The following is an 18921-nucleotide window of genomic DNA, read 5'->3' as shown; positions in this document are numbered from 1 at the left end:
GGGTGTGACGATAAATAATACAGACGGTGACGGGCATCCTGGCGCCGTATCCGAACCCTGGTTAAACTTTAAGGAAACGATTATGTCCGTTATCAATACTAACATCATGTCCCTGACCACTCAGAACAACCTGAACAAATCACAGGCTTCTCTGAGCACCGCTATCGAGCGTCTTTCTTCTGGTCTGCGTATCAACAGCGCAAAAGACGACGCAGCAGGCGAAGCGATTGCTAACCGCATGAACTCGCAGATCAAAGGTCTGACTCAGGCTTCACGTAACGCCAACGACGGTATCTCTCTGACTCAGACGGCTGAAGGCTCTCTGAACGAGATGAACACCAACTTACAGCGTATCCGTGAACTGACTGTGCAGGCGAAAAACGGCACCAACAGCGCCGACGACATCGACTCAATCCAGAAAGAAGTTGACGCGCGTCTGTCTGAAATCAACCGTATCGGTACGGCTACCACCTTCAACGGCACGGCGATCTTCAACAGCACCGGCAGCGTAAAAATCCAGGTTGGCGCCAACGACGCAACCGACGCTAACGTCATCAATATCGACCTGTCAGGCGCAGGCTTCCAGTCTTCTGGCCTGGGCGCAACCTTCAGCGTGACCGGCGGTAACCTGTCAGACCTCGACGCGCGTATCAAAGACGTTGATACCGCACGTAGCGGCCTGGGTGCGATTCAGAACCGTTTTGAATCCACCATCAACAACCTGAACACCTCTGTGACCAACCTGACCGCGTCACAGTCACGTATCCAGGATGCTGACTACGCAACTGAAGTTTCTAACATGTCGAAGGCGCAGATCCTTCAGCAGGCTGGTACCTCCGTGCTGTCAAAAGCCAACCAGGTTCCACAGGGCGTGCTGTCTCTGCTGCAGTAAGCCTCAGCTTTATCGGCAAAACTCCGCCCCGGCGGAGTTTTTTTTTGCCCTCTCCGCCTGCCCCGCCTTTATTTTCTGCGGCGGCTTCAAATCAAAACCTGCTTTAATGTGAATTCACTCACAAATCCCGCAACAACTTGTTTCTGACGCTATTCGGCGCGAGCGAGATTTAGCTCACAAAAATTAATCCATTAATAAACATATAGTTATATAAAAATCCCGAACTAACGCTGTTTTCCATGGTGATGTCCATCACAAAAATAAGTCATTTTTATTGCTGTCAATGACCGGCACGGGGCTATTTCATCCTTAAAGTGTGACCGGCTTCGAAAAATATAATTCAGGCATCTTTAACATCGATTCTCAGATTAACGATAAAAATTTAATTTGAGGTCGGCGATGAAAATAGGGCTGGTCATTAGCGGCGGTGATGTCAGCGGTATAAACAACGTCCTGTTTCAGATAAACAGAATGACGAATTATGAAATCGTTATTTTTGATGGTGGAATTAACGGCCTGCTTAAAAACAGCGCGAAGGATATAGCACGCCGCGATCTTGTTGATTTTTCCCTGTCGCCGGTACCGCTTATCGCCTCCGGTCGAAGAGAAGAAAAATGTAAAAAAGCTGAGTATGAAAAAATTGTAAAAAACATCCGTAAAAAGAAAATTGATTGTCTGGTTATGGGCGGCGGCGATGGTTCTTTCCAGTTTTTAAAAACCCTTAGCGGCTACGGTATTAACTGCTATGGCATAGGCATGACGATCGATAATGATATTATCGGCAATAGCTACACTATCGGCTTTTCCACCGCCTGCGAACAGGTTATCAGTGAGGTTGCCAAACTGCGCAATACCGGCCGCGGGCTTCCCGGCAGAATATTTATGATCGAATTACTGGGCGGCTACTGCGGTGAATTAACCCTACAGGCTGCCCTGAAAAGCAATGCGGATATTGCGCTTATTCCTGAATCGGTTTGGGATATCGATTTACTGGCAGAAACCATCAGGCAGAAAGCAGCGCAGCAGAACAGCGTTATTATCCTTTGCTCCGAAGGCTATACCAAAGAGTATACGCCCGGTTTCCAGGGTGCGATTGATACCATGATCGGCAAACTTGAGCACAAGGTTGGTATCAGGATCAGAAAAACCATTATGGGTTATGGTTTACGCAACGGTTTTCCAACAGGGGAGGAAATTATCCAGGGCGCGATCCTGGCTGAAGAAGTGGTCAGATGTATTAATAGCGGCCTGACCAATAAAATTATCGTCATCAACAACAATAACAAAGCCATCCCTATTGATCTGAATGACTCTGACAAACGTTTGCTAGATAAAGAGAGTAACTTCTACAAACTGGCTAAAGTAAATAATCTTATCTGAGGGTAATAACATGCTTAAAGTACTCTGCGTATGTGGCTGCGGCCTCGGCTCAAGCTTTGCTATTGAAATGAGCGCGAAGTCTGTTCTTCATAAATTATCTATTGATGCTGATATCGATCACACCACGGTATCGGAAGCTTCGTCATTTAAGTATGACATTATCCTCACACAAAAAATATTTGCTGACATTCTGAATTCCGACGCCAGTGAGGAAGAAAAAAAACGGGTCATCATCCTGAATAAGCTGACCGATAAAAAAGAACTGGAAGAGAAAATCCTGGCCTGGTTAGGCACCCAAAAAAAGTGAGGTGTTAAATGGACGCAATCATTCATTTTATTATTAAAGATTTTTTAGGCCAAGCTGCCATCTTAATCGCTTTAATTGCTATGACTGGCCTTATCCTGCAAAAAAAATCTTTCGGGAAAACGCTTGAGGGGACATTTAAAACCCTGCTCGGTTTTCTGATTATGATGGCGGGTATTAATATCATTGTAGAAACGCTGACCTTTCTCAATGATATCTTTACCAGCGGCTTTGGCATGAAAGGCTACATTACCGACGTGGCGGCCATCGCCGGCGTGGCTAACCGCGAATTGGGATCGGAAGTGGCGCTGACGCTGCTGGTCATTTTTGCCGTCAATATCCTGATTGCACGCCTTACGCCGTTTAAATATATCTTCCTTACCGGCCAGGCGCTGCTGTGGATGGCCACGATCGGCACGGTCATCGGCTACAAAGCCGGGCTGACCGGCCTCACGCTTATCCTTACCGGCGGCATATTTGGCGGCGTGATGGCCGTCCTGATGCCTGCTATCGCTCAGCCCGTAGTGCGGAAAATCACCGACTCGGACGATATTGCCCTTGGCCACTTTTGTACGCTTGGCTATCTGGTTCAGGCCGCCGTAGCGCGCGCTATTGGTAAGAACTCCCGTTCCACGGAAGATTTAGAGCTGCCCGATCACTTCAAATTTTTACAGGACACCTACCTGTCGATGGCCGTGGTGATGGTGCCGATGTACCTTATCCCCGCGTTTGTCGCCGGGCCGGAGTATATCGCCCGGTTCGCCGGGGGCACCAACTACCTTATGTATGCCTTTATGCAATCGATGCAGTTTGTCGCCGGGGTATTTGTGCTTTATAGCGGCGTACGCCTGCTGCTGAACGAGCTGGTTCCGGCATTCAGAGGCATTGCCATGCGCCTGGTGCCCGATGCCAAACCGGCGCTGGACTGTCCGGTGCTGTTCCCCTACGCGCCCAACGCGGTCATCGTCGGCTTTCTTGCCACTACCGTTGGCTCCCTTATTGGCATGATTGTTTTTCCCCTGTTTGGTCTGGCGATGATTTTGCCCGGCCTATTGACGAATTTCTTTGCCGGAGGAACGGCCGGCGTATTTGGCAACGCGCTGGGCGGCAGAAAAGGTGCCATTATTGGCGGCGTGGTGCATGGCTTATTTATCACTTTATTACCCGCCATTCTGGTGCCGCTGCTGGAAAACTTTGGTTTTCAAGGCGTCACCTTCAGTGATTCCGATGTTATCGGCGCAGGTCTGGTATTAGGGCACGCTCTGCAACATGACTGGCTGTTCGTGGCTGGCTTTATCGCCTTTGCCATTTTCATTACCTGGTTCGTTAATCGCAAACTGACCGGGCATTCCCTTCCTGACGTTGTTAAAACCGAAACGGATTAATAAAAAATGTGGAGAGGCTGATGTTTGCAAAACTGAAGAATATTTTTACATCATCGCACCAGCAGCAAAATAGTGAAGATGACGAAGAGGCATTAAGAACAGAAGACGAATTATCTCTACTGGAATCGGCGCTATCGAAAAACCCGACGGATAGCAACACGCAGAAAAAGCTAATGGTTAAATATAATCAGGCCATTAAGATTTTCTCTTCCAGGAAAAACTATCGTCACCGCGTTGATGACCTGTTTATAAGAATGGATGAACTGAGAAATACTATCCGCAGAAATATATGAGGTGATATGAGCATCCGACAGTTTCTTGCACAGAACCAGTATATTCAGATCGGCATAAACGTCGAAGCCTGGGAAGATTTAATAGCAATCGCCGCCGCGCCATTAATTAAAGGAGGATTCGTCACTGCTGAATATCCCCAGGCCGTTATCGATAACACCAGAAAATACGGCGCCTATTATGTGTTTGAAGAAGGCATAGCCATTCCTCATGCGCGACCGGAGTGTGGCGTTATTAAAAACGGTTTTAGTCTGCTCACTCTGGCGCGCCCTGTCTCAATCAGCGACAGCGAGCCAGTTGATATTATCGTGATGTTCAGCGGTATGGACAGCGACACGCATATTACGCAAGGGATTGCCTCTATTGTAGAACTTCTGGACAAAGCGGAGACGCTGGCACAAATAAGACAAGCCACCACGGTTGATGAAATTATCAGGTTATTATGAAGAAAATAATTTTAGTCAATGGTATCCCGGCATCCGGGAAAAGCCGCATCGCGCAAATGCTTGCCGAACGCCTTAATGCGCCGGTATTAAGTATAGATGGGATTAAAGAACCCTTTATGCTTCAGTTTGCGGACATTATCGACAGACCCTTAAACCGCAAGCTGGGCTATGCCGCCTATGAGGCCATGTTTAATATTGTGCGGATGGCACCGGAAAAAACGCTTTTCATTATGGACGCCTGGTTTGGCTTTCGTGAAAAAGAAATTTTAAAGCATTATCTGGCCGTCTCCGGCTGTCAGCACACTGTTGAAATATGGAATCAGATATCGCCGCAACTGGTCGCTCAACGTTATAAATCGCGCTGCGCCTGCCGGGTTAAAGGCCACCCGGGCGAAGACTATATTCCTGAATTAATGGATCTTGCAGGTAAAGCCCGGCCAATGCAATTGGGACATACCTTTATCGCCGATCAGGATAAAGGCATTAACGATAGCGAAATTATTTCCTGGATCGAATGTTTCCTCAGCCGCGTTTAGTTTATTTCCGATAATCAGCTCTATAAGGATCAGACTTATGAATAAAATGACAACAGCAGAACGTCGTGGTTATCAAATGATTTGTGATGCCACCGGTTCAATGATGGTCATCGCCTGCGATCAGCGGGGAGGAATGAGAACGCTGTTAGCCGCCACGCCCGAAGAGCAGGCAAAAATCAGCAACGAAACCTTAGGCAAAACTAAATATGACATTACCCGCTATCTGGCGGCAGAGGCAGGCTGCGTATTAGTCGATCCCATTTGTGCCGTGCCGGGAATTGTTGATGAAAACGTGGTGCCGCGTGATACCGCGCTGCTGGTTGGGCTGGATGCTTCCGGCTGGGATCTCTCCCCGCAGGGCTACCGTATTTCCAGAATGGTTGAAGGCATTAACGCGCGTAAGGTGCGTGAGCTGGGTGCCACGGGTGGAAAAATTATGATTTATTTACGTACGGATACGCCTGAGGCTAATACCGATAACCTTGCCACGCTGCGTGAGGTTATTGCCGACTTCGCGCGTGAAGATCTGCTTCTGGTAGTGGAGTTCCTGACTTATCAACTGGAAAATGAGAACAAGGAGACTTATCAGAATAAAATTCCTCAGCTTATTCAGGATGGCTGCCGTGCCTGTATTGACTGCGGCGCTAAGGTGCTGAAAATACCCTATCCGGGGACAGAAGCCGCCTGCGCCAGCGTCACCGAAATTTGCGGTTCCATTCCCTGGGCGGTGCTGTCTGCTGGCGTCGATCACCAGACCTTTCTGCAACAGGTGGAGATCTCCCTGCGCAACGGCGCTTCTGGCGTGATTGCCGGACGTTCACTCTGGAAAGACTGCATTTCCCTTGACCGCAACGTTTCCAGAGAGAAACTCACTTCGGTTGCGGTAGGCCGACTGCACGATATCCAGCAGCTTCTGCGTAAATATAAAAGGGCGATGGCTGACGCCTGACCGGAGGTGCCCTGGCCGCCGGATGCGATAAAAGGTAGCCAAATGTCCCCTGGCCACCGGATACGATAAACGGTGGCCAGGCGCCTCGGGACAGATTGCCCTCTGACTTGAGACTTTTCGTCAGCCGCCTGTCCGATTTTTATGTAACTAACTAATACTGATAGATAAATTATCTCATCTTTTTTTCCTTCGCCGGGTTTACCGCAGCCGATCTTCTACTATCCTTCTTTAAAACCTGCATTTTTCGTTATGGAGATACCCAATGAGCATGTATGCAACCCTGGAAGAGGCTATCGACGCTGCGCGTGAAGAGTTTCTGGCCGCTAATCCGGAGATGGAAGAGGACGATGCCGCGGTCAGCCAGTTCAACCTGCAAAAATATGTGATGCAGGATGGCGATATCATGTGGCAGGCGGAGTTCCTGGCGGATGATATCGAAGAGGGAGAGGTGCTGGCGCTGCGCAGCGGTGAAGCGGCACAGGCCATTTTCGACGGTGATTTTGACGAGATCGAACTGCGTCAGGAGTGGCTGCCGGAAAATACGCTGCATGAGTGGGATGAAGGCGAATTTCAGCTGGAGCCGCCGGGGCGATACCGAAGAAGGCAAAGCAGCGGCGGACGAGTGGGAAGACGATAACAGCGATTCCGACCGCGCAGACCGCTGGGAGTAATTTTACTCGTAGGGTCCGTGGTGCGCATCCACCGGCAGCAGCAACGTATCGAGAACCAGCGACAGCGGCAAATCGATAATCGTCAGAAAGCGCCAGGGCGTATCACGGACATCCCACTGCACGCCAGGATAGTATTGATTGCCGTGCCCCTGTCCGGGCAGGGTTCGACTGATGATGCTGCCGCAGCCGGTCAGCATCGTCAGGCAGCATGCCAGCAATAAAGCACGTAACAGTGTGGTCATTACCTTTCCCGATCCGTATAAAAAACGCGCCATTGTACAGCAACGGCTAAGGGCAGTAAGCCTGCGCAGCGCAAAATATCCGTAAAATCTTCCTTAATTTTAGCCTTCTCTTTGTCCGATGTTTGACCTTTCGGCTCGCCGCGCGCCCTGCGTTCGTTTTTCATGTTCTATGCTTGGTAAACGCAAATTTTTTTGCCTTGACGTGAGACTGAAAAAAATACCGGAGCAGAGACTATGAGAGCCCTTACCTACCACGGCCCGCATCGGGTCAGCGTTGATAACATGCCCGACCCGACGATTGAAGCCGCAGACGATATTATTCTGCGCGTAACGGCCACCGCTATCTGTGGTTCCGATCTGCATCTTTACCGCGGAAAAATTCCCAGCACGGAGCATGGCGACATTTTTGGCCACGAGTTTATGGGCGAAGTGGTGGAAGCAGGCAGTGGCGTGACCAAAGTCGCAAAAGGCGATCGGGTGGTTATTCCCTTTGTGATTGCCTGCGGCGATTGTTTTTTCTGTCATCTGCATCAGTATGCCGCCTGTGAAACCACTAACAGCGGCCGCGGTGCCATTCTGAACCCGAAAAAAATCACGCCGCCCGCCGCGCTGTTCGGCTTCAGCCACCTTTATGGCGGTATTCCCGGCGGACAGGCGGAATACGTGCGCGTGCCGAAAGCCAACGCCGGCCCTTTTAAAGTGCCGGACACGCTGTCGGATGAGAAAGTACTGTTTCTTTCCGATATTCTGCCCACGGCCTGGCAGGCGGTACAGAACGCTGAAGTCAAACAGGGTTCCAGCGTGGCTATCTTTGGCGCCGGCCCGGTTGGCTTACTCAGCGCCGCCTGCGCCAGACTGGCGGGCGCCGAGCAGATTTTTATGATTGACCATCATAACTACCGACTGGCCTTTGCGCGCGAGCGCTATGGCGTTATCCCGATCAATTTTGATGAAAATGACGATCCGGCCGCCTGGATTATTGAAAATACCAAAGGCCATCGCGGTGTGGATGCGGTGATCGATGCGGTAGGGTTTGAGGCCAAAGGCAGCCTGACGGAAACCGTGCTCAGCAACCTGAAGCTGGAAGGCAGCAGCGGCAAAGCGCTACGCCAGTGCATTGCGGCCGTGCGCCGTGGCGGCATTGTCAGCGTACCGGGCGTTTATGCGGGCTTTATTCATGGCTTCCTGTTCGGCGATGCCTTTGATAAAGGGCTGACCTTTAAAATGGGTCAGACTCACGTTCACGCTTACCTTCCCGATCTGCTGAAACTGATCGAGCAGGGCCACCTGAAACCCGAAGAGATCGTTACCCACCATATGCCGCTGGAAGAGGCGGCACGTGGCTATGAGATCTTTGAAAAGCGTCAGGAAGACTGTCGCAAGATTATCCTGGTGCCGGGAATGGCAAGCGCCCAGGCAACGGTTTAATTAATCTTAAGCCCGCCACAGTATCTGTTGGCGGGCAAAACGAACTGTTTTTCCGTAAAGTACCGCCGCTATTTTTGGAAGTCTGACGTTTCCAGATGCTTTACCTCCGGCGACTTTTTAACAGCTCGCCAGCGTGGGTCGTTGATAACGTTCATAAGTTAACTATTTGTTAATTATATTTTTTCCCCTCTGTCTGTGACCGCTGTCTCAGAATATTCCTTGAAAAGGATATTCTCCCCTTCTTGCCTTCCGAAATGCTCAGACCAGGCTAACCTTATTCCTGTAGCTTTACAGAGTGTGAATTTGCACTTTCTTTCCTGTTATTGAAATGGAGTGAAATATGACCATCAAGACGCTGGAAGATTTATTTATTCATGACCTGTCGGATGTGTATAGCGCAGAAAAACAAATCTCTCGCGCCCTGCCTAAAATGGCGCGTGCCGCTACCGATGAAAAACTGGTAGCCGCTTTCAAACAGCATCTTGAAGAGACTCAGGGCCAGATAGAGCGTCTGGACCAGCTGGTGGAAAGCACCGACGGCGTGCGCATTAAGCGAATGAAATGCCACGCGCTTGAAGGCCTGGTAGAAGAAGCCCAGGAAATTATTGATTCCGTGGAGGCTGGCCCGGTTCGTGACGCTGGCCTGATCGGCGCGGCGCAAAAAGTCGAGCACTATGAGATTGCCACTTACGGCACGCTGCGCGCGCTGGCTTTAAAGCTGGGCTATAAAGAGGCTGCTCGCCTGCTGGGCGAAACGCTGGAAGAAGAGAAGGCCACTGACGAGAAGCTTACCGTCATCGCTGAGCAGCAGTAACGCCAGAAGCTGGCCCCCGGAAAATAATTCAATCAAGAGGTACACCATGACAACGCATGAAGAGAACTATTTAGCCTGGGTGAAAGATGCGCACGCGATGGAAAAACAGGCGGAAAGCATGCTGGAAAAACAGGCAGAACGTCTTGAGCATTATCCCGATCTGAAAGCCCGTATCGTGCAGCATATTGAAGAAACTCGTCAGCAGCAGGCGCTGGTACAGTCGGTTATCGACCGCTACGATACTTCAAATTCCGTCTTTAAAGATACCATGGGTAAACTCACCGCTTTTGGTCAGGCGATGGGCGGCATGATGGCGGATGATGAAGTCGTGAAAGGCGCTATCAGCAGCTATGTGTTTGAGAACCTGGAAATTGCCAGCTACACCTCGCTGATTGCGGCGGCTGAACTGGTTGGCGATACCGAAGGCGCAAGAATTTTCGCGCAGATCCGCGAGCAGGAAGTGGCAATGGCCGACTGGGCGCTGAATCATCTGCCGGACGTTACCGAGCAGTTTATGACGCGCGACGCCGCGCCGGGCGTAGAAGCGAAAAAGTAACGCCTCTTCCTTAAGGCAAAAAAAATCCGGGAACCTGCGTTCCCGGATTTTTTATTTATGCCTGCTTCAGATTTTCGTCGGCTGAATAGCCAGCGGATTCATGCGCAGCGACTGATAGTAATCGAACCAGTCGTGATACTTATCGGCGTTCTGCCACAGACGATAGTGCATTCTGGAAAGCGTCACCGGGTCGCTAATCAGCGCCAGACGACGATCGCGATCCAGTTTCGCTGGTGACTCGCTCAGCGCCTGCTCGACACGGCGATCGCGGGCGAATTCCAGAATATCGCTTTTCAGGTGGCGCGAAGTGGCCATCGCGCTGGCCAGTGCGTTGAACGACGGATTGAACAGCGCGTGCATAAAGCCATCTTTCAGCGCACGTTCACGGTTCAGCGCGTTGTAGCGATCGGTGTCGACCAGCTCTCTCGGCGGCTCAAACTCTTCCGGGATCAGGAACAGATTAGCGCGTTTCGACGCCATTCCGGTCGTGGAGCGGCTTGAATACACCGACACGAAAGGCGAGAGGATCAGCGAGAAGACGATCGGTGCCAGCCACCACAGGAAGTTCAGATCCAGCCAGCCCATGCCTGCCGCCCAGACGATGCCAAGCGCCATCTGGGAACCGTGACGTTTAAACGCCTCGCTCCATGGGGTCGCATCGTCATCGCGCTGCGGCGAGTTCCAGACCACTTCCCAGCCCAGGAAGGCGCTGACCACGAACACCGTATGGAACAGCATACGCACCGGCGCCAGCAGGACGGAGAACAGCACTTCCAGGAACAGCGAAACGGTTACGCGCACCACGCCGCCATAAGGCTTCGCTCCCTTGAACCACACCAGGATGATACTGAGCAGTTTAGGCAGGAACAAGAGCACCATAGTGGTGGAGAAGAGCGCTATCGCCAGTTCGGGACGCCACTGCGGCCAGACCGGGAAAAGCTGTCTTGGCTGCAGGAAGTACTGCGGCTCCATCAGCGTATGCACCACCTGAAGCGCCGTTGACAGCGCCAGGAACAGGAACCACAGCGGCGCCGACAGATAGGACATCACGCCGGTCAGGAACACCGCACGGTGTACCGGATGCATCCCTTTAACCAGGAACAGGCGGAAGTTCATCAGGTTGCCGTGACACCAGCGGCGGTCGCGTTTCAGCTCGTCCAGCAGGTTTGGCGGCAGCTCCTCATAGGAGCCGGGCAGATCGTAAGCGATCCACACGCCCCAGCCCGCACGGCGCATCAGCGCGGCTTCCACAAAGTCATGCGACAGGATAGAACCGGCGAATGAGCCTTCGCCCGGCAGCGGTGCCAGCGCGCAATGCTCGATAAACGGCTTCACGCGGATAATGGCGTTATGGCCCCAGTAGTGCGACTCGCCCAGCTGCCAGAAGTGCAGACCGGCAGTGAACAGCGGCCCGTAGACGCGCGTGGCGAACTGCTGGCAGCGCGCATAGAGCGTGTCCATACCGGAAGCTTTCGGCGAAGACTGGATGATACCCGCGTTCGGGTTAGCTTCCATCATACGCACCAGGCCGGTCAGACATTCGCCGCTCATGACGCTGTCCGCATCCAGTACCACCATGTAGCTGTACTGGCTGCCCCAGCGGCGGCAGAAGTCATCGATGTTGCCGCTTTTACGCTTCACGCGGCGACGACGACGGCGATAGAAAATGCGCCCTTCCCCGCCCACGTCACGTACCAGCTCCATCCACGCTTTCTGCTCGGCCATCGCGATGTCCGGGTTGTAGCTGTCGCTGAGGATATAAACATCGAAATGCTGCTGTTCGCCCGTTCTGACCACGGACTCCCAGGTAGCCCGCAGGCCAGCGAAAACGCGTTCCACATCCTCATTACAGATCGGCATAATCAGCGCGGTACGATGTTCCGGGTTAATGGGATCGTTATCATTACTGTTGTACGAGATACTGTATTTGTCTTTGCCGATCAGCAGCTGTAAAAAGCCCATCAGCGCCGTCCAGAAGCCGGCGGAAACCCAGCAGAACAACACGGCAAACAGGAACAGGATCCCGGTTTGCAGCACGTACGGCAGAATTTGCAGCACCGACTGCTGCCAGTTCTGGTTGATCATCTCCATAGGATCGATCAGCGCCCAGCCCTGATAAGGCAGAATGGTTTTCATGTACCAGGTGGCGATCACCGTTTGCGCGATGGTCAGCAGCAGCAGGATATAGCGGCGAATCGATCCGACGTGACGCCATTTATCTTCTGCACGCTGCTCTTCGGCATTGGCATAGCGCGGTTTGGTTTTATGCCCGCGCAGAGAATCCCACGCGCGTGACACCGGGTTAGTACGCCAGGCTTCCGGGTACATAGAAGAACGCGTGTGGGGCGGCATCGCCTTCAGCGTGGTGCGATGCAGCGCATCTTCGGCAAACTGTTCGCCTTTACCCACGGCATCCGGCCACGTCATCTCAATCCGCGATTTCACCGAAGCCAGCGGCGCGTCGTCCGCGCGCTCCGGCATTGGCGGCTCGCCCAGCGTCTGATGCAGCTGGCTAAAAGCCGCCTCAGACTGGTCAGGCAGCGCGTTCAGCAGCGCCTCTTTCCGCTCCGCGGGCAGAGGCAGCGCATCAATATAATCAGCGTTAGTCTTATTCATTGGCAGGCAACTGATAGCTCCAGGTTTCGGTCAGCGTTTTGTCGCCGTTAACCAGCGCAGCACGCATCTCTGTAGGCTGTTTGTTGTCCTTAACGCGTAGACGGATCACCAGACGCCAGCCTTTGGTGACCGGATTGTAGCGAACGCTGTTTTCCACCAGCTCGCCGTTATTACCGATGCTGACCTGAGGCGCAACCGGCGTATCGGCCGGCAGCTTGCTCATATCCTGACCGGCGAAGTCGACGATAAAGGCGACCGTGCCGTCCGGCTGACGAACAAGGTTAGACTGTTTCACATCGCCGGTTGAGCGCAGCGTATCTTTTACAAACGCCATATCCGGCGAGTGCAGCTGGCTTTCGTCGCGGGTAAAGTGCAGACGATACTTAAAGTTCATCTCTTTGCCCGGCTCCGGCAGACTTTCCGGCGTCCAGTAGGCCACGACGTTGTCGTTGGTTTCATCAGCCGTCGGGATCTCTACCAGTTCCACCCGTCCTTTGCCCCAGTCGCCCTGCGGTTCAATCCAGCCGCTTGGGCGCAGATCGTAACGGTCGTCCAGATCCTGATACTGAGAGAAATCGCGGCCGCGCTGCAGCAGGCCGAAGCCTTTTGGATTCTCTACGGTAAAGGTGCTGACCGCGAGGTGTTTAGGGTTATTCAGCGGACGCCAGATCCATTCGCCGTTGCCGGCATGGATCGACAGGCCGTCGGAATCATGCAGAGCAGGACGATAGTTAACCTGCGAGGAAGGCTGGTTAGCGCCGAACAGGTACATGCTGGTCAGCGGCGCTACGCCCAGTTTGCCGACTTTATCGCGCAGGTAGACTTTCGACTGTACGTCGACAGTGGTTTCTTTACCTGGCGTGATAAGGAAGCGATAGGCGCCGGTCGCGCGTGGCGAATCAAGCAGCGCGTAGATCACCAGATGCTTGTCGGCCGGTTTTGGTCGTTCTACCCAAAACGTTTTAAAACGCGGGAATTCCTCGCCGGAAGGCAGCGCGGTATCAATAGCCAGCCCGCGCGACGAAAGACCGTAAACCTGACCAGCCCCGATAACGCGGAAATAGCTGGCACCCAGGAAACTGGTGATCTCATCGTCTTTTTTATTTTTACTGTTAAGCGGATAAAGCACTTTAAATCCGGCAAACCCAAGGTTTTTGACGGTTTCAGGATCGTGCTTAACATTGCCGAAATTAAAATAGTCCGGTGAATATTTAATCTCATGAACGGTAGACGCCGTCACTTCATTAATTTGCACCGGCGTGTCGAAGTACATGCCCTGGTGATAGAACTCCAGCTTGAACGGGGTTTTCAGCTTGCTCCACCAGGCTTTATCGCGATTGAACTGGATCTGCTGATAGTCAGCATATTTCATCTCGCGCAGTTGGGAAGGTAAATTGCTTTTGGGCGCTTCATACCCTTTCCCGGCCAAATCTTTCGCCTGTTTTGCTACATCATCAATGCTGAAAGCCCAGCCGGAGCTGGCATACATTGACAGCAAAACCGTTGCGCCAATCAGACGCAATTTCATCAGTTTTGGCTTATTTTTCATTTTAATCAGCACATCCCCCCCTTTCGTGTGCTTAAATCAATCCCATCCATCTTAATGGATAATTCGCAATTCCGACAGCTCAACAACATTTTTGTTCCTCGCATTTGTTGCTTTTAGCGCCCTGTTCTCAACTGCTTAGCGGATACGGATTCCCCTGATAGTATACCTGTGTTTTCTCCACTAAAGTAAGCGGTAAGCTTTAGCGTGGCTCAGGGTGAGCAAACGCTGTAACGTGTTGAATATGGGACGAATATGACAAAACAATCCGGGCAGCGAGAATATTTTTTTGACTCGATCAGAGCCTACCTGATGCTTTTAGGCGTACCTTTTCACGTCTCATTGATTTATTCCAGCCAAAGCTGGTCAGTAAATAGTCCGCACGCTTCCGAATGGCTTACGCTGCTGAATGATTTTATTCACGCATTCAGGATGCAGGTGTTCTTCGTTATTTCAGGTTATTTCTCTTATATGCTCTTTTTACGCTACAGCCCGCAGTACTGGCTGAAGGTGCGTCTGGAGCGTGTAGGCATTCCGATGCTGGCGGCCGTGCCGCTGCTGACGCTGCCGCAGTTTTTTATGCTAAAGGCCTGGACCGCGAGAATTGGCGACTGGAGCCAGCTAACGCTTTATCAGAAATTTAATGCGCTTAGCTGGGATCTTATCTCGCACCTGTGGTTTTTGCTGGTGTTGGTTATGCTGACCCTGACCGGCGCATGGCTGTTTAAAAAACTGCGTGACGGCAGACAATTAACGGACTATTCCGAGCTGAACTGGACACGTCTTAGCCTGGCTATCCTGCTTTGCAGCGTGATTTGGGGAGCGATTCGGCGATTGCTGTTTATTTTCGAGCCGCAGCTGTTAAGCAATGCCCTGTTTAATTTTGTGGTTATGCAAACCTTGTTCTTCCTGCCCTTCTTTATACTGGGCGCGATGGCGTGGAAATATCCGGCGATTAAGGCCCTTTTAATTAAACCTGTGCCCTGGACGTTTATCGGTTCCGCGCTCGCGTTTGTCGCCTATATTGCTAATCAGACATGGAGTAAAGGCGAAGGCTGGCTCTATGAGATTGACGCCGTGGTATCAATGATGATGGGGCTGTGGATGGTTAACGTGGTGTTTTCATTGGGACATCGCCTGCTGAACAGCCATTCGCCTCGCGTGACCTATCTGGTCAACGCCTCCCTGTTTATCTACCTGGTGCACCACCCGCTGACTATCCTTTACGGTATTTTCCTGGTGCCGCATATCGGCAGCAATACGCTGGGCTTTTTCGCCGGTCTGGTGTTCGTCTTCGGTATCGCGTTTATGCTTTACGAGATCCATTTGCGGATCCCGGTGCTGCGCTTTCTCTTTTCGGGCAAGCTGCCGCAAAAATAGCGCCTGAAAACTGGCCCGGCGACGCCGGGCCTTTTATAACAGCCACTCTATAGGCAAACGCCAGACCAGCCGCACCAGCAGCCGCTGAATAAAACGCGTACCCGGCTCGTGACGATGAACGATCTCCTTATCGCCTTCTCCGGGATATTCCACCCAGTTTACCCTGCCCCATTTATCCAGCCGCAGCGTCCAGGCGCGGTCGCGGATCCGGCTGATAAAACGCTGATGGATGCTGGTGGCTAACGGTTCGCTTTCAATCACAAAACCCATTTCGGTATTGAGCATGGCCGAGCGGGGATCGAAATTAAACGAGCCGATAAACACCTTTTCACTGTCGACGCTAAAAGTTTTGGCGTGCAGACTGGAACCGGAGTTCCCGGTCAGGCCGCGATCGTGCGGCTTTTCACGTAGCCCGGTGTTAGGTTTCAGCTCGTAAAGCGTGATGCCGTGCCGCAGCAGCTTTTTGCGCCACTTGGCATAGCCTGCATGAACCACCGACACATCGTTTGCCGCCAGCGAATTGGTCAAAATCGCTATTTTTACGCCTTTTCTGACCAGCCCTAACAGCTGTGCCACGCCCGCGCGAGTAGGTACAAAGTAGGCGGAGATAATATCGAACTGCCGCTGGGGCTGGCCAATCACTTCTAACATACGCTGTGGCAGCAGCGTCGACGCTTTGGCACGGCCCAATCCCTTACGAGGATCGTCGCTGAGCAGGCGCGTTTTAGCCCAGGTAAGCGGCAGATCGCCCGCGGCCAGCTGCGTAGTAAAGGAGGAGGCTTCGATACGTTGCAGATAGCGTTTCACCTGCGGGTTATTCAGCCACTCGGCGGGCAGCGACGCCGCTGCGCGTTCAGCTTCATGCTCAATATCCACCACTTTACTGAAGGGCTGCACGGCATGGCTTTCCCAGTAACGTTCAAAGTCATCCGTCACCTCGTTCACTACCGGGCCGATAGCCATCACATCCAGATCGGAAAAGAGCGGTTCGTCGCCGGCGCCAAAGTATTCATCGCCTACGTTACGGCCACCCACGATGGTGACTTCCCGATCGACGGTAAAACTCTTGTTGTGCATACGGCGGTTAAGCCGGGCGAAATCGGTGAGATAGCCCAGCGCGCGCAGCGTACGAAACGAGAAGGCATTAAACAGCCGAACCTGAATATTTTTATGGCGGCTCAGCTCGCTTAGCGTGTGGTCCAGCCCCATCGTATTGTTGTCATCCAGCAGCAGCCGCACCTGCACGCCGCGATCTGCTGCCGCCAACACGGCGCTGAACAGCAGACGGCCGGACATATCGTCCTGCCAGATATAGTACTGAATATCCAGCGTGCGTTCGGCGTTAGCCATCAGCTGATAGCGGGCGGCAAAGGCGTCCAGGCCCTCTTCCAGCGGATAAATGCCGCTGTGTTCAGGGTGACTCTCTACCAGAGAGGAAACGGCGCTCGTCAGCGACGCGCGCGCGGCTGGCTCATCTTCTGGCGCAAAAGCTTCAACCACGGTTCTTCCTTATTTTAACTTCCCGATATACAGGCGGTGAGGAACAATTCAGGCACTCTCTATTATTGTTCCAGTTATGGCAGATTGTCATGCGACTGTTCTGATAGCGGTGCGGCAGCAGTGATAAACATAGTCGTTAATACCAATTGGTCTAGACTTAGCGCATATCGCGCAGGTTTTGCTATGAGGAAAACGTCATGAGAGTAACGCATCCGCTGCCGTCTCAGAGGCGCGACCAGCCGCTGTTCAAAAGCTTTTTCCAGGGCAGTTTCGCCTGCTCCACCGCCTGTCGGGGCGAGGGAAAAAGAGTGGATCTGGTGATCAACAGCGGCCACGATATGCTGCTGGAGAAGGATTATGCACAGCTGGCGGCTAACCAGCTGCTCACCGCGCGCGACAGCGCCCGCTGGTATTTGATTGAAAAAACGCCGGGCAACTACGACTGGTCGACCTTTCTGCCTATGCTGCACGCCGCGGAAAACAACGGGCTGGAAATTATCTGGGAGCTGGCGCACTTTGGCTGGCCCGACGGCCTGAATATCTGGCAGCCGGCCTTTGTCGATCGCTTTGCCGCCTTTGCGCGTGCTATGGCTTGTCTGATGCGGGACGAAGGCTACGAGACGCCTTTTTTCACCCCGGTTAATCAGATTTCGTTCTGGGCATGGGCAGGCGCCGAAGCCGCGCTGTTTAATCCCGGCGTGACGGGCCGTGGCAAGGCGCTGAAGCAGCAGCTGGTCAGGGCTTCGCTTGCCGCGATGCGCGCTATTCGCGAAGAGCTGCCGGGCGCAAGATTTGTGCTGACCGATCCGCTGGTACATATCGCCACCCACGAAGCGTCAGCGGCCGCTCGCGAAGAGGCTCAGCGCCAGCACGACGCGCAGTTTGAGGCCTGGGATATGCTAAGCGGGCGGCTGATGCCCGAGCTGGGCGGCGATCCTTCGCTGCTGGATATTATCGGCCTTAATTACTATCCCGATAACCAATGGTATTTAAACGGCGATCCGCTTACGCCCGAACAGGCTGAATATCGCGAGCTGTCCAGCCTGCTGCTGGAGGTCTGGCAGCGCTATCAACGACCGCTGCTGATAGCGGAAACGGGCGCGGAAGGCGATAAGCGCGCGCCGTGGCTGCGAAACGTCGTAGCACAGGTCATGCAGGCCAGGGATCAGGGTGCAGATGTGGAAGGCGTTTCGATTTTTCCGGTGGTGGACTACCCTTCATGGGCCGACGATCGCCGCTCGCCGGGCGGGCTGTTTGGCCTGCCTGATGCCAACGGCAACCGCACGATTTGCGAGCCCTATGCGCTGGAGCTGCGCAGCCAGCATATCAGGATGAAGTCTTTAGGGGGATAACGGACGAGGGCGGCGCGCACTCCTGCAGTGGGTAAGGCACCGGCGTGCGCCGCACGTCTGACAGCCAGGTCAGCACAAAGATAACCGCCACGGCAATCAGCCCGGCGGCCAGCAATCCTGTGAGCGCCAGCAGGCGATCTTCGCGAGTGTCCATGCTCTTTTACCTCCATCCTGACAACCATTACGTCATTAATAACGTAACCAGTAGCACAAAGATTATCAGCGTAAAGGAAGCGACTGCAAGCACCACAATAGCAAAATGGGCATCGTCAAGCTGGTGACGCGACTCGCCGGAAAGGCTTTCTTGCGTTGGTTCTGTCATGTTAATCACTGTCGGCTGGCCTGACACGCTGCCAGCCCTGCTCTGTTAAATACGCAAGGCACTCCGGGCAAAGCGTTATCGTTCTGACAAGGCAGCGCATAAATAAAATTTACGCTTTAGCGTCGCTGATTCCTTCAGGTGTCGTACATCTGCCGCGCATAAAAAAGGGAGTGTATCATAATCCCTGCCTGGGGACGCAAAGATAAATAGCCTTATTTAATGCTACTATCGTCTCAATTTTGAACCCCGATTTTTATTTATCGATAATTAAGCTCACTTATAATGCAATCCGCACGATAGTTTCATATTCG

At 52.7% G+C, this 18921-nt stretch carries 20 protein-coding genes and 1 pseudogene; 14 read left to right on the top strand and 7 right to left on the bottom strand.

The genetic code is table 11. The features are described 5' to 3' along the window. The first annotated feature begins 82 nt into the window (after positions 1-82). The 9 genes and pseudogenes from ACVWZ0_RS08750 to ACVWZ0_RS08710 all read left to right on the top strand — a co-directional run bounded on the left by ACVWZ0_RS08750 (position 83) and on the right by ACVWZ0_RS08710 (position 6854). Positions 83-892 carry a flagellin N-terminal helical domain-containing protein gene (locus ACVWZ0_RS08750; RefSeq protein WP_301289521.1) on the top strand — a complete coding sequence of 270 codons (810 nt, stop codon included), beginning with the start codon at positions 83-85 and terminating at the stop codon, positions 890-892. A gap of 399 nt (positions 893-1291) precedes the next feature. Then, complete coding sequence (locus tag ACVWZ0_RS08745) at positions 1292-2272, top strand: 6-phosphofructokinase (protein ID WP_253454625.1); 981 nt, start codon at positions 1292-1294, stop codon at positions 2270-2272. A gap of 10 nt (positions 2273-2282) precedes the next feature. Then, positions 2283-2579, top strand: coding sequence for a PTS sugar transporter subunit IIB (locus ACVWZ0_RS08740; protein ID WP_253454626.1), 297 nt, complete (start codon positions 2283-2285; stop codon positions 2577-2579). An 8-nt stretch (positions 2580-2587) separates the two neighbouring features. Continuing rightward, positions 2588-3961 (top strand): PTS sugar transporter subunit IIC, encoded by a 1374-nt coding sequence (locus ACVWZ0_RS08735; RefSeq protein ID WP_253454627.1) that lies wholly within the window; start codon positions 2588-2590, stop codon positions 3959-3961. 20 nt (positions 3962-3981) lie between these two features. Beyond that, positions 3982-4254, top strand: a complete 273-nt coding sequence (locus tag ACVWZ0_RS08730; RefSeq protein WP_253454628.1) for a hypothetical protein — start codon at positions 3982-3984, stop codon at positions 4252-4254. Between the two features lie 6 nt (positions 4255-4260). After that, positions 4261-4698, top strand: a complete 438-nt coding sequence (locus tag ACVWZ0_RS08725) for a PTS sugar transporter subunit IIA (RefSeq protein ID WP_253454629.1) — start codon at positions 4261-4263, stop codon at positions 4696-4698. Continuing rightward, a complete protein-coding gene (locus ACVWZ0_RS08720; protein WP_253454630.1) occupies positions 4695-5234 on the top strand; it encodes an AAA family ATPase in 540 nt (179 codons plus the stop codon). The genes ACVWZ0_RS08725 and ACVWZ0_RS08720 overlap by 4 nt, the downstream gene beginning before the upstream one ends. 37 nt (positions 5235-5271) lie before the next feature. Next, positions 5272-6183, top strand: a complete 912-nt coding sequence (locus ACVWZ0_RS08715; RefSeq protein ID WP_253454631.1) for a tagatose-bisphosphate aldolase — start codon at positions 5272-5274, stop codon at positions 6181-6183. Between the two features lie 262 nt (positions 6184-6445). Continuing rightward, positions 6446-6854 (top strand): annotated as a pseudogene (locus ACVWZ0_RS08710) (MysB family protein). A gap of 2 nt (positions 6855-6856) precedes the next feature. Here ACVWZ0_RS08710 and ACVWZ0_RS08705 read toward each other — a convergent pair. Beyond that, positions 6857-7096: a YceK/YidQ family lipoprotein gene (locus ACVWZ0_RS08705; protein ID WP_253454632.1), complete on the bottom strand. Its 240-nt coding sequence runs from the start codon at positions 7094-7096 to the stop codon at positions 6857-6859. Next, the gene (locus ACVWZ0_RS08700) at positions 7096-7260 is read right to left on the bottom strand and encodes a hypothetical protein (protein WP_253454633.1); all 165 of its coding nucleotides are present in this window, start codon (positions 7258-7260) and stop codon (positions 7096-7098) included. Before ACVWZ0_RS08700 ends, ACVWZ0_RS08705 begins: the two co-directional genes overlap by 1 nt. 70 nt (positions 7261-7330) lie before the next feature. Here ACVWZ0_RS08700 and ACVWZ0_RS08695 point away from each other — a divergent pair, with 70 nt between their 5' ends. From ACVWZ0_RS08695 to ACVWZ0_RS08685, 3 genes are all read left to right on the top strand, one after another. Further along, complete coding sequence (locus ACVWZ0_RS08695) at positions 7331-8524, top strand: zinc-dependent alcohol dehydrogenase (protein WP_253454634.1); 1194 nt, start codon at positions 7331-7333, stop codon at positions 8522-8524. Positions 8525-8864: 340 nt separating this feature from the next. Continuing rightward, positions 8865-9338: a YciE/YciF ferroxidase family protein gene (locus ACVWZ0_RS08690; RefSeq protein WP_125288642.1), complete on the top strand. Its 474-nt coding sequence runs from the start codon at positions 8865-8867 to the stop codon at positions 9336-9338. A gap of 46 nt (positions 9339-9384) precedes the next feature. Continuing rightward, positions 9385-9894: a ferritin-like domain-containing protein gene (locus tag ACVWZ0_RS08685; protein WP_125288643.1), complete on the top strand. Its 510-nt coding sequence runs from the start codon at positions 9385-9387 to the stop codon at positions 9892-9894. A 66-nt stretch (positions 9895-9960) separates the two neighbouring features. Here the strand turns inward: ACVWZ0_RS08685 and mdoH are convergent, their stop codons facing one another. Next, complete coding sequence (gene mdoH, locus ACVWZ0_RS08680; protein WP_253454635.1) at positions 9961-12510, bottom strand: glucans biosynthesis glucosyltransferase MdoH; 2550 nt, start codon at positions 12508-12510, stop codon at positions 9961-9963. Next, positions 12503-14041: a glucan biosynthesis protein G gene (locus ACVWZ0_RS08675; protein ID WP_253461026.1), complete on the bottom strand. Its 1539-nt coding sequence runs from the start codon at positions 14039-14041 to the stop codon at positions 12503-12505. Before ACVWZ0_RS08675 ends, mdoH begins: the two co-directional genes overlap by 8 nt. A gap of 270 nt (positions 14042-14311) precedes the next feature. Between ACVWZ0_RS08675 and mdoC the strand changes: the two genes are divergently transcribed. Continuing rightward, positions 14312-15436 carry a glucans biosynthesis protein MdoC gene (gene mdoC / locus ACVWZ0_RS08670; RefSeq protein WP_253454636.1) on the top strand — a complete coding sequence of 375 codons (1125 nt, stop codon included), beginning with the start codon at positions 14312-14314 and terminating at the stop codon, positions 15434-15436. 33 nt (positions 15437-15469) lie between these two features. Here the strand turns inward: mdoC and ACVWZ0_RS08665 are convergent, their stop codons facing one another. Beyond that, the gene (locus tag ACVWZ0_RS08665; protein ID WP_369894866.1) at positions 15470-16936 is read right to left on the bottom strand and encodes a phospholipase D family protein; all 1467 of its coding nucleotides are present in this window, start codon (positions 16934-16936) and stop codon (positions 15470-15472) included. Positions 16937-17133: 197 nt separating this feature from the next. Between ACVWZ0_RS08665 and ACVWZ0_RS08660 the strand changes: the two genes are divergently transcribed. Then, positions 17134-18288: a beta-glucosidase gene (locus ACVWZ0_RS08660; RefSeq protein WP_253454637.1), complete on the top strand. Its 1155-nt coding sequence runs from the start codon at positions 17134-17136 to the stop codon at positions 18286-18288. Here the strand turns inward: ACVWZ0_RS08660 and ACVWZ0_RS08655 are convergent. Continuing rightward, entirely contained in the window at positions 18263-18442 is a 180-nt protein-coding gene (locus ACVWZ0_RS08655) for a hypothetical protein (RefSeq protein ID WP_125288648.1), read from the bottom strand. The genes ACVWZ0_RS08660 and ACVWZ0_RS08655 overlap by 26 nt on opposite strands. A 27-nt stretch (positions 18443-18469) precedes the next feature. Then, positions 18470-18610: a hypothetical protein gene (locus tag ACVWZ0_RS08650; RefSeq protein ID WP_199746402.1), complete on the bottom strand. Its 141-nt coding sequence runs from the start codon at positions 18608-18610 to the stop codon at positions 18470-18472. Between the last annotated feature and the right edge of the window lie 311 nt (positions 18611-18921).

The organism is Erwinia sp. TECH1, assembly GCF_054057575.1.
Note: the sequence above shows the minus strand (reverse complement) of the source record. Positions and strands in the feature narration are given on the sequence as shown.

Excerpts from the sequence above, each read along its gene's own strand:
- ACVWZ0_RS08650 (WP_199746402.1), bottom strand. The coding sequence starts at position 18,610 with ATGACAGAACCAACGCAAGAAAGCCTTTCCGGCGAGTCGCGTCACCAG.
- ACVWZ0_RS08730 (WP_253454628.1), top strand. The coding sequence starts at position 3,982 with ATGTTTGCAAAACTGAAGAATATTTTTACATCATCGCACCAGCAGCAA.
- ACVWZ0_RS08745 (WP_253454625.1), top strand. The coding sequence starts at position 1,292 with ATGAAAATAGGGCTGGTCATTAGCGGCGGTGATGTCAGCGGTATAAAC.
- ACVWZ0_RS08660 (WP_253454637.1), top strand. The coding sequence starts at position 17,134 with ATGAGAGTAACGCATCCGCTGCCGTCTCAGAGGCGCGACCAGCCGCTG.
- mdoC (WP_253454636.1), top strand. The coding sequence starts at position 14,312 with ATGACAAAACAATCCGGGCAGCGAGAATATTTTTTTGACTCGATCAGA.
- ACVWZ0_RS08690 (WP_125288642.1), top strand. The coding sequence starts at position 8,865 with ATGACCATCAAGACGCTGGAAGATTTATTTATTCATGACCTGTCGGAT.
- ACVWZ0_RS08720 (WP_253454630.1), top strand. The coding sequence starts at position 4,695 with ATGAAGAAAATAATTTTAGTCAATGGTATCCCGGCATCCGGGAAAAGC.
- ACVWZ0_RS08695 (WP_253454634.1), top strand. The coding sequence starts at position 7,331 with ATGAGAGCCCTTACCTACCACGGCCCGCATCGGGTCAGCGTTGATAAC.
- ACVWZ0_RS08725 (WP_253454629.1), top strand. The coding sequence starts at position 4,261 with ATGAGCATCCGACAGTTTCTTGCACAGAACCAGTATATTCAGATCGGC.
- ACVWZ0_RS08715 (WP_253454631.1), top strand. The coding sequence starts at position 5,272 with ATGAATAAAATGACAACAGCAGAACGTCGTGGTTATCAAATGATTTGT.
- ACVWZ0_RS08705 (WP_253454632.1), bottom strand. The coding sequence starts at position 7,096 with ATGACCACACTGTTACGTGCTTTATTGCTGGCATGCTGCCTGACGATG.
- ACVWZ0_RS08740 (WP_253454626.1), top strand. The coding sequence starts at position 2,283 with ATGCTTAAAGTACTCTGCGTATGTGGCTGCGGCCTCGGCTCAAGCTTT.
- ACVWZ0_RS08750 (WP_301289521.1), top strand. The coding sequence starts at position 83 with ATGTCCGTTATCAATACTAACATCATGTCCCTGACCACTCAGAACAAC.
- ACVWZ0_RS08735 (WP_253454627.1), top strand. The coding sequence starts at position 2,588 with ATGGACGCAATCATTCATTTTATTATTAAAGATTTTTTAGGCCAAGCT.
- ACVWZ0_RS08700 (WP_253454633.1), bottom strand. The coding sequence starts at position 7,260 with ATGAAAAACGAACGCAGGGCGCGCGGCGAGCCGAAAGGTCAAACATCG.
- ACVWZ0_RS08655 (WP_125288648.1), bottom strand. The coding sequence starts at position 18,442 with ATGGACACTCGCGAAGATCGCCTGCTGGCGCTCACAGGATTGCTGGCC.
- mdoH (WP_253454635.1), bottom strand. The coding sequence starts at position 12,510 with ATGAATAAGACTAACGCTGATTATATTGATGCGCTGCCTCTGCCCGCG.
- ACVWZ0_RS08685 (WP_125288643.1), top strand. The coding sequence starts at position 9,385 with ATGACAACGCATGAAGAGAACTATTTAGCCTGGGTGAAAGATGCGCAC.